The following is an 8,697-nucleotide window of genomic DNA, read 5'->3' as shown; positions in this document are numbered from 1 at the left end:
TCACCGATGAGACGGGCTGCCCGGACGGGCGTGGCCGGTTCAACCACTTCCGCGCCATGCACCTGCCCGGCACCCCCGACTCATCCATCTACTGGACTCCTGAAACGGGAGCACACCCCGTCTACGGCGACATCCGCCGCAAGTGGAGCGAACTCGGCTGGGAAAGGTCCCCCCTTGGATACCCGGTCGTCGAAGAAACAGACGGCTCGGTAGGCGGTGGACGCAAGCAGGGCTTCGAAGCCGGCAGCGCCGTCTGGCACCCCGCCCTCAGCACCTTCATCGTCTACGGCGCCATCGGTGGAGAGTGGATACGCCTCGGCGCCGAGCAATACGGCTACCCCATCACCGATGAGACGGGCTGCCCGGACGGGCGTGGCCGGTTCAACCACTTCCGCGCCATGCACCTGCCCGGCACCCCCGACTCATCCATCTACTGGACCCCTGAAACGGGAGCACAAGCCGTCTACGGTGCCATCAGGGATCGCTGGGCGAAGCGAGGCTGGGAGACCAGCGAGATCGGTTACCCGGTGGAGGAGGAACACGACCGCGGCGGTCCGCCCGGACGCCGGCAGAGGTTCGAGCGAGGCCTCATATCGTGGTCGCCTGAAACAGGCGCCTACTTCGACCCTCTCGTACTCAGTGCCCCGATAGTGAGCGGGGGGCTGGCGGCGCTCGGTGGCTCTGTGACCGTCACGGTCAATGGTGATGGATCCACTCGCTGGCGAGGGCACGCGCACGACAGCGGTGCGGACGGCTACCATTTCGGTATCAGTGCGTTCGTGCCAGCATCATCCGGTCAGGTATTGGCATTTGCACACTCCGGCCATGTCGGCGGGACATTCACATCGGGTTCCCGCAACGAGGACTGGGACGAGTCCTATCCCGTCCAACCCCTGGTATCCGCTCACATCCCCGCGTTCAACGACGCACAGCTGCAGACTAACCTGGGGTACTCGAGCGACATCGGCAGCACTCTTGAGAGCGCGGTCGACTGGGTCGTCAAGTGGGTGGCGGGAACCGCTCTCGGTCCCGTGGGGGCGATCATCTTCGTGGGTCTGGAGATCGGCTCGCTGATCAGCACCGGGTCGCTGGTGCCGGGAGCGCGCATCGCCGAGGGGATCCTGTGGATGGCGGGCCCGGCGAACACTCTTTTGGCGATCACCGCGGAGGGAATCGCCTCCCTCGGGAGCCGTACCCGGGAACTCACCGAGGAAGAGTACGGCTGGGCAGATGACCAGGTGTTCAAGGGCTCCCTGCCACCGAGGGACCGCATCGTGCTCACGGACACTATCGGTGGCGGAGACCGAGCCTTCACCTTCCCGAGGTTCGACGGAAAGATCACGCTCAATCTCGGCGGCGCCGCGTTCGACGACCCACGCAAGTACCCCAACCGTAAGTATGGTGAGGTCTTCATTCACGAACTGGTCCACGCGTGGCAGATCCACCACACCCCGATGGATCTCACGTTCCTGGCCGAAGCCTTCGCCACGAAGGTCTGTGAGGCCACGGGCGGGAATCCCTACAGTTACGGTCCCGCAGGTCCGCCCTACGGCGAGTTCAGCATCGAAGCGCAAGCACAGATCGTTGAGGACTGGTTCGCCGGAAACACGCCCGCAGGAACCAACCAGACAGGGCAGGCCCACGATACCGGGAGCCCGTACTTCCAGTACATCGCCGGGAACATCCGCACCGGAAGCGCCTGAAAACGCGGTCACCCTGGGGCCGGGTCGGCCGACCGTGCCGACGCGGCCCCTGGCTTCCTGTTCTAGGTCGAGGAGAAACGACATGACGTGGCAGTACAACGACCTCACGTTTGCCAGCGGTGGCCCACCGTCGGCAGGCGATCCCGCTGGATACACCATGGACGCCGACAAGACCGAACGCGTGGTCCACCGCGCTACGGATGGCCATATCCACGAGCTGTCGTTTGATGGCGACTGGCGTCACACCGATCTCACCGGCACGGCACAAGGTGACCCGCCGGACTCGGCAGGTGATCCCGTCGCCGGTAGCGGGTTCGGAGGAGCCGCGTTTGTCTTCTTCCGCGGTACGGACAGCCACGTTCACGAGCTGTCGTTTGATGGCGCCTGGCGTCACACCGATCTCACCAGCACGGCACAAGGTGACCCGCCAGACCCCACGGACGACCCCATCGGTCTCATCGTCGACCACATAGCAGGCGAACCGACTGTGCTCTACCGCGGTTCCGACAATGGAATCCACGCCCTGTCCGAATTCGAGTCCGCGTGGAGCGACCTCGGCCCCGGCGTCCTCTTCACGCCGGACACGCCTCCTGAAGCGGCCGGCGGCCCGACTGCCATCTACTACTGGGCGTTGGACAACGGCATGAACGTGGCCTATCGCAGCACCGACGACCACCTCTGTCTGCTGTCGCTCTCCCGCCACTTCGGCGCCCAGTACAAGGGGGACCTCACTGCCGTGGCCACCGGAAACCCGCCGGCCGCGGTCGGCAACCCCGGCGGGGACACACTGAGCGACAAGCATGAACAGCACATCGTCTATTGCGACAGCAACGGTCGCCTCCACGATCTGTTGGGGGTGTACACGGGTGATGTCGCATGGCACCACAACGAGGTCTCCGCTGCCAACGGGACTCCGAGCGCCGCTGGTGACCCGGCCGTCCGCTCCTGGGACGTCGACAGGACCCTGCACGTGGTCTATCGCGGCACCGACAACCACATCCATGACCTCGTGCGCGACGAAGCGTGGCACCACGAGGATCTGTCCGCCACCAGTGTGGCTCCCGACGCGGCTGGTGACCCGGCCGTCTACTCCTGGGACGTCGACAGGACCCTGCACGTGGTCTATCGCGGCACCGACAACCACATTCACGAGTTTTGCTTCACCACAGGCTGAGAGATCGTAGCCCTTCTGGTCGGAGGGACGCTCGCTGCCGTTTGGCATCGAGGCGGACGCGGGCATAGTGATCGTGCTCGGCTGCGCGCACCGGCCGAATCGCCGCTCCTACGCGGCAAGTCGGCTATCCGAGAACTCCATGCCCCAAGACGCCGGCAGTTTTTCCAAGCTCGCAGAGACGAACATTTCGGGAGCTACGGCGATCCAATGACTCCCGAAGGATGCGGATAAGCCGCTGAGTCAAGCGGAGGGTATGGCGAGCGATATTGCTCAGGCCGCTGGACAGCGCGGACGTGCGTGTCGCTGCGCTACGTCGGCTCCTGCTCGACTTGGACTGGCTGGATGAAGCACGCATCGTTCCCAATGGACTTCTCGGTCCCGTCCGACGTACCAGTGCTCGTCAATCACATCCTGGGCAGGTGATTGCAATGACTGATTTCCATCCCGCGGATGAGTACCTCCGCTCGGCGGTCGAGTTCGTCCTCGAGGACGCCAACATCCTGAGGTTCCGCTACCACCTGCTGCGGCTGCGGCAGGCCGGCCTGACCGACCAGGACCTCGAGGAACTGACCGAGCTCGCCCGGCTGGTGTTCCAGGGCGGTGACGTAAGACAGCAGACGGCCTCCATCAGGAAGCGAGCCGACGCGAGCCCGCTGGCCGTCACCTTCGCCGGAGTCGTTGACGAGGCTGCCTCGGGCTGGGACTTGCCCTTCCAGGCACCCGACCTGAAACACATACTGATGGGCGCCGTGTTCGGCGCCTACCTGAACACAGCCGAAGTGCCAGATGTCGAACCGGCCACGGTGGCGTCCATCGGCGCGCTCGCCGGGGCCGTCACCATGGCGGTCAGCACCACCACCATGGGCGCCATCGCACAGATTCCACCGGACGAGTACGTGCGTACGCAGGACTGACGGCCTGTGCCGGCGCGGCCGACTCGATGCGGGCTGGCGCTGGGGGGTCAGCCGGTTCGGCGGGCGGTGTGGGTGTCGGGGTTGGCGGCGCGGGGCGGTGCGGTGATGAGTGCCCACTGCTCGCGGCTGACGTGGCGGTGGGAAAGGGCGCGCAGTGCGGTGAGTTGGCGGCGCAGCCGGGCGGCGTCGTCCAGGGCCTCGCGGGCCCACCGGCGGCACTGGCCGGGCTGGTAGTAGGACAGTGGGGCGGAGGCTTCCTGCCACCAGTAGCGGGCGGTGTGCAGGGCGCGGCGGGCTTGGCGCAGGGTGAGGTCGTCCAGGTGGCAGCGTGCGTACACGGCGGCGGGCATCGCGTTCCTTTCGGACGGGGTCAGTGCAGGGGGGTCGGTGTGGGCGAGGACGGTCAGCACGATCAGCACGGCCGCATGCGGATGCGGGTGCGGGGAGGGGTGTGGGGGTGGGTGCCGGGCCGCCCCTTGGAGGGTGAAGGGACGGCCCGGCGGCCGGCAGCTCAAACCGCACGCGGAGGGGAGGGTGCGGGAGCGGGTTCTTCCGGCAGCACCGACACTGCCCCGGCTGGCACCAAGCCGTGCAAGGCCCTGACGGCTGCGGGGGGGGCGTCGGTGCTGGGTCGGCGCCCCCTTGCTGCCGTGACCAGCGGAGGCAACACGCAGAACGGCAACAGGTGGGCGGTGGGGGACTCGTGCGCGGGTCGGCGCGCCGTGGTGCCGGGGGGTGTGCGGGGGCGCCGCCGGCGGCGGTCTCCTGCAGCGGCGGGCCGGGCAGGACGCGGCCCCCGGACCCTGGCCGTGCGGGGCCGGGGGTTCGGGGGTCGGGGTGTCCGGGCGGGTGGGTCAGCCGATCGTGAGGTGGACGCGGAGCCGGTCCAGGCCGCTGGCGTTGCGCCGCTGCCGGGCACGCAGAGTGCGCAGGGCCGCCTGCCGTCGGTGGCTGGTGTAGGGCAGCGCGAAGTCGCGGACCATGGTCGTGGTGCGGGCGGCGCGGTCGGCCGGGTCGTAGCCGCCCGGTCGGCGTGGGGCTGAGGTCCTGGGACCGCCACCCGTTGAAGACCGGTCGTATCCGCATCGATCGCGAACAGGTCGAGGGTGCCCGGAGCCCGGACCACAGCGCACGGCCTGATGTCGTGACTGGCTCGATGATCGGACAGGACCTCCTGTCTCGACTACCCCTCCTCAGTCGAATCCGAGAACCAGTGCCGCATCGGTGCGTCAAGGCCCGGCGCGAAAAGGTGGATCGTGCCTCCAAAGGCGATCACCTCGGGATCGGCTACCGCGAAAGCAGGCAGCTTCTGGACCGTCGGCTCCCCGACCACACCTGTCCGTGTGGCCACGACCAGTCGACGAGCTCCATCCACCATTCGTCGGCCTGGGGGCAGTTGGGACAGTCTTCGTTAAGGCGCAGGACCCGCCAGGCGGTTCGGTGGTGTCGAAGGGGTCCACAGTTAAGCTAGCGCTGCGAATCGGCGATACGCCGCCGTGAGGCGGTCCGTACCGCGCATATCGAAGTCGTGCCCCGTGCTCTCGGTGTCTGCCGCCAGGGACCCATGCAACGGGGGTGTGCGGTGCGTTCCCGGCGGCGAGCGCGCCCGCGACAGGCACCCGCAGCAGATTGATCGGGTAGCGCGCGCTGGCCGGCCTGGCGGCCGCGCTGATCGCTGTGCCGATCACCGACCCCGGATTCACCTGGCCGGGTGAGTTGTCAGTGGCGATCGGCTGTTCTGCCGGACCGGCGGTATGTGCCTGAAGTTCTGGGGCCACACGCTACGACGCGGCCCTGACACTCTTGGTCTGCTTTTCCGTGTCGTGTCGCCTTGACCTGATACGGGGTGGTGTCTTTGGATCAATGCGGGCCTGTGAACGCCCGGCCGCGCGACGGATGACGCCCCCGCAAGCTCCGTTGCCGAGGACCGGCCAGAAGTGTCACCACGCACGACACCGGACGCACAACCACGCAGACACAGCGCTGATCGACGGGGGCCGACCGGCGCGGAACAGGCATCAATGAGCCACCAGACAGCTCTGGCCGCCACTGAGGACCGCCGTCGCTGCACGGGCGAATCCCATCAATCCCTGCACTCGCTGGTCAGCCCCGCAGTAGAAACGCTGGCCATCCCTGCGGCGCGCCATCCAGAACAGGCGGAACTGGAAGCCGCCGTGTTCCTCGCCGCCTGCAAGATCGGCGGGATTTCGCAGGATCCCCTGGGGATCGTCAGCGTGCGGCCGGAACCAGAGCTGCTCGGCATTCGGATGCTGGCCGAACCGTACGTGATCCGGTACTGGGCTGACATGCTGCTTCCCCGCTCGGTCGCGGACGAAAGCAGTGACCCCCACAACCGCGTCTCCGGGGTAGCCGGGCTCCGCTATCGCCGCGAGCGGGGCGGCATCTGCCTGTACCGCCCGGGAACGCCGGCCCGCATCCTGCTCACCGGCTTCAACCCCCGCTGGTGGGAGCGCGTCACCGACCTGTTGCGTGACGCCTACCAGCTCCTGCAAGACCACTCGGACTGGACCCCGGACGAACGAGCGACCCACACCGCAGCCAGCGCCTTCCCAGTGAACCCGGCGCCGATCTTCTCCCCCCTTCTGCGCCGCGTTCGAGCTACCGCAGGACCGGGAGAGATCAACGCAACCGACGCCTGGAGCTCCATGGGCGGATTCCGGCTGGAGGCCACCGACGGCCCGCCCTGCCCAGAACTGGTCCGCCTTCTCGGTGACGGGCCGACCGGGCTGGGCTGGGAAGTCGATCAGAAGACGTGCACCTGTCTGTGCGTGCACATCCGCGGCGGCTGCAACATCGAGTTCCGAGACCCGGCCACGGGCTACTTCGTGTACTACTCGAACGGGAAGTGGGGCCGCACCAACGACGAGCGGCACCGCAGCTTCTTGGTCGACGCGAACCGTGACGCCTTCACCCGCTGACGGCGCACTGGCACTCAATGGGGGCGTCGCACCCGTCGGCGCGGCTGCCGGGCTGTACCAGGGCGTACAGAAGCATGGGCGTGGAAGCTCCGTCTTCCTTGCTCACGGATCGCCCATCTACCTGCGGGAATGAGGTGTGTGAGGCTCACAATCTCCGCGTCCTCGGGTAGGTCCAGGAGCTGCTTGCGCGGCCGCGGGAGCAAGATGTTTGGGCCGCCGGGCAGCAGGCCCTTGTTGCGCAGGAACTGGGCGCGGCCACGGCACCAGGAGGAGCAGAACTCCCGGGGCCGGCGGCTGGATGTCGGGCAGGGCTGGGTGCACACCAGGCAGTGGCCCTGGTCGGCGACGGGCGCCAGGCGCTGCAAGAGCTTCCGGACGCGGCCGGCGCGCGCCCTACTCTCGGCCGGGTGCACCAGTTCACCGGGCCAGGATGACGCCGATCAGAGTGCCCATGACCGTCACCGCGCGGAATGCGGCGGCAAGCAGGTGCCGCCAGGACGGATGACGGTGCACGAGGTAGGCAGCTCCGCTGGCGAGCAGTACCACGACGACGACTAGGAGGAGCAGTACGAGCAGAACAAGCATGGACATGCGAATCTATCCTTAAAGCAGCGCGCGGTGGGTCGCGTGCGGGAATGGCGGTGGAGCGCGAAGGCTGGACCACAGCCTCGGACAGAGGCATCTGTTTGACGGACGCCACTGCAGGGCCTCGAAGTCCTCGAGCGAGTCGAACGCCCGTTAGGCGGAGGCGAATCGCAGATAGGCGACGAGGTCCAGCTCCTGCAACGGGCCGAGTATGGCCAGACCCACGTCATGGGTGGTCAGCTCGGCGCTTCCGGTGGCCCCCACCGCTTCCTCGACCCCCTGGCCGAGCTGGGCGAGGGCGTCCTCGGTGACAGGCCGTCCCTGGCATGCCTTGCGCACACCGTTGATGATCTTTGTGCGGCTGAACGGCTCGGTGACTCCGGACCGCTTGACCACCATGAGCCCATTCCAACTTCAGGCGATAGCCGATCGATGCTGTGCCACGGAGGTCTGGTAGACCCTGGCTATGACGTTCTTGGCGGTGGTCGAGGGTGATGCGTGCGGATGGCGCATCGATCGGGATGGTCTGACAGAAGCGATCCGTGCCCGGTGGCCCGGGGGCGAGATCGACACGACGCAACGCAGCGAAGTGCGCAGCCTCATATGGCAGTTCGAAACCGAGAACGGCCCAGGTGAGGCCTATCTGCACGAGGACGGTACCTGCCTGTATATGGACGTCTGGGAGAAAGACGCGATCTGGTTGGCAATCGTCTTCCGCAGGCTGACACCCACGGACCTTGACCTGGTGTTCTGCGATGAGGGTTACACCTTCGACGTTCGTCTGCGGGCTGGGACGACGGAAGCCGAGTTGACGGACTTGGTGAATGCTGCGGGGTGATCTCAGCCCGTGGCAGTGAGCTGGAGGACCAGGACGGCTTGGACGAGGCTCGTGACCCGAGTCGTCGAGCAGCGGAGTTTGCGGAGGAGGCGCCAGGACTTGAGGGTGGCGATGGCCTGCTCGACCAATGCACGGATCTTCGCGTGGGACCGGTTGACCGCCTGCTGGCCGGTGGAGAGGATGTCCCATCGGCCGCGGTAAGGGAGACGGACCGTGCCGCCCGCACCCTGGTAGCCCTTGTCTGCCCAGCAGCTGACGCTGGCCTCAGCGAGTGCCTCGATGATGCCGTGCTCGCGTGCGGCCCGGACGTCGTGCACGGCGCCGGCCAAGGCTGTTGAAGCCCACATCAGACGCCCCTTCGGATCAGCTATGACCTGCACGTTCATGCCGTGCTTCTTGTGTTTGCCCGATTAGAACGGGCGATCGGCGGCGATCCGGTCGATGTGCTATAAGTACCCCACCCCTGTTCTTGCGAGCGATACCACCAGTGCAACCGAGTATCTTCATTTCGCATGTCCTTGGTGACGCCTTGATTAGACTTGTT

The 8,697-nt window shown here is 66.9% G+C and carries 8 protein-coding genes and 2 pseudogenes; 5 read left to right on the top strand and 5 right to left on the bottom strand.

Annotated features, from left to right (window positions below; genetic code table 11):
• The 3 genes from ACZ404_RS30455 to ACZ404_RS30445 all read left to right on the top strand — a co-directional run.
• Positions 1-1,703: LGFP repeat-containing protein (locus tag ACZ404_RS30455; protein ID WP_468445385.1), on the top strand; the 1,703-nt coding region annotated here is incomplete at its 5' end.
• Positions 1,704-1,785: 82 nt separating this feature from the next.
• Positions 1,786-2,877: a PLL family lectin gene (locus ACZ404_RS30450; RefSeq protein ID WP_468445383.1), complete on the top strand. Its 1,092-nt coding sequence runs from the start codon at positions 1,786-1,788 to the stop codon at positions 2,875-2,877.
• 428 nt (positions 2,878-3,305) lie between these two features.
• The gene (locus tag ACZ404_RS30445; protein WP_468445381.1) at positions 3,306-3,791 is read left to right on the top strand and encodes a hypothetical protein; all 486 of its coding nucleotides are present in this window, start codon (positions 3,306-3,308) and stop codon (positions 3,789-3,791) included.
• 47 nt (positions 3,792-3,838) lie between these two features.
• Here the strand turns inward: ACZ404_RS30445 and ACZ404_RS30440 are convergent, their stop codons facing one another.
• Complete coding sequence (locus tag ACZ404_RS30440) at positions 3,839-4,210, bottom strand: hypothetical protein (protein WP_468445379.1); 372 nt, start codon at positions 4,208-4,210, stop codon at positions 3,839-3,841.
• A 435-nt stretch (positions 4,211-4,645) separates the two neighbouring features.
• On the bottom strand, positions 4,646-4,774 hold the full coding sequence (locus tag ACZ404_RS30435; protein ID WP_468445377.1) for a hypothetical protein: 129 nt from the start codon (positions 4,772-4,774) through the stop codon (positions 4,646-4,648).
• Positions 4,775-5,812: 1,038 nt separating this feature from the next.
• Here ACZ404_RS30435 and ACZ404_RS30430 point away from each other — a divergent pair.
• Positions 5,813-6,730, top strand: a complete 918-nt coding sequence (locus ACZ404_RS30430) for a hypothetical protein (protein ID WP_468445375.1) — start codon at positions 5,813-5,815, stop codon at positions 6,728-6,730.
• Positions 6,731-7,147: 417 nt separating this feature from the next.
• Here the strand turns inward: ACZ404_RS30430 and ACZ404_RS30425 are convergent, their stop codons facing one another.
• Positions 7,148-7,321, bottom strand: coding sequence for a hypothetical protein (locus tag ACZ404_RS30425; protein ID WP_468445373.1), 174 nt, complete (start codon positions 7,319-7,321; stop codon positions 7,148-7,150).
• 150 nt (positions 7,322-7,471) lie between these two features.
• Positions 7,472-7,717: pseudogene (locus ACZ404_RS30420) on the bottom strand (ATP cone domain-containing protein); the annotation flags it as partial.
• Between the two features lie 64 nt (positions 7,718-7,781).
• On the opposite strand from ACZ404_RS30420, the gene ACZ404_RS30415 reads away from it, so the two are divergent.
• A complete protein-coding gene (locus ACZ404_RS30415; protein ID WP_468445371.1) occupies positions 7,782-8,153 on the top strand; it encodes a hypothetical protein in 372 nt (123 codons plus the stop codon).
• 2 nt (positions 8,154-8,155) lie between these two features.
• Here the strand turns inward: ACZ404_RS30415 and ACZ404_RS30410 are convergent.
• Positions 8,156-8,596: pseudogene (locus ACZ404_RS30410) on the bottom strand (transposase family protein); the annotation flags it as partial.
• Positions 8,597-8,697 lie beyond the last annotated feature (101 nt).

It is taken from the genome of Streptomyces sp. NPDC030798 (assembly GCF_055572275.1).
Note: the sequence above shows the minus strand (reverse complement) of the source record. Positions and strands in the feature narration are given on the sequence as shown.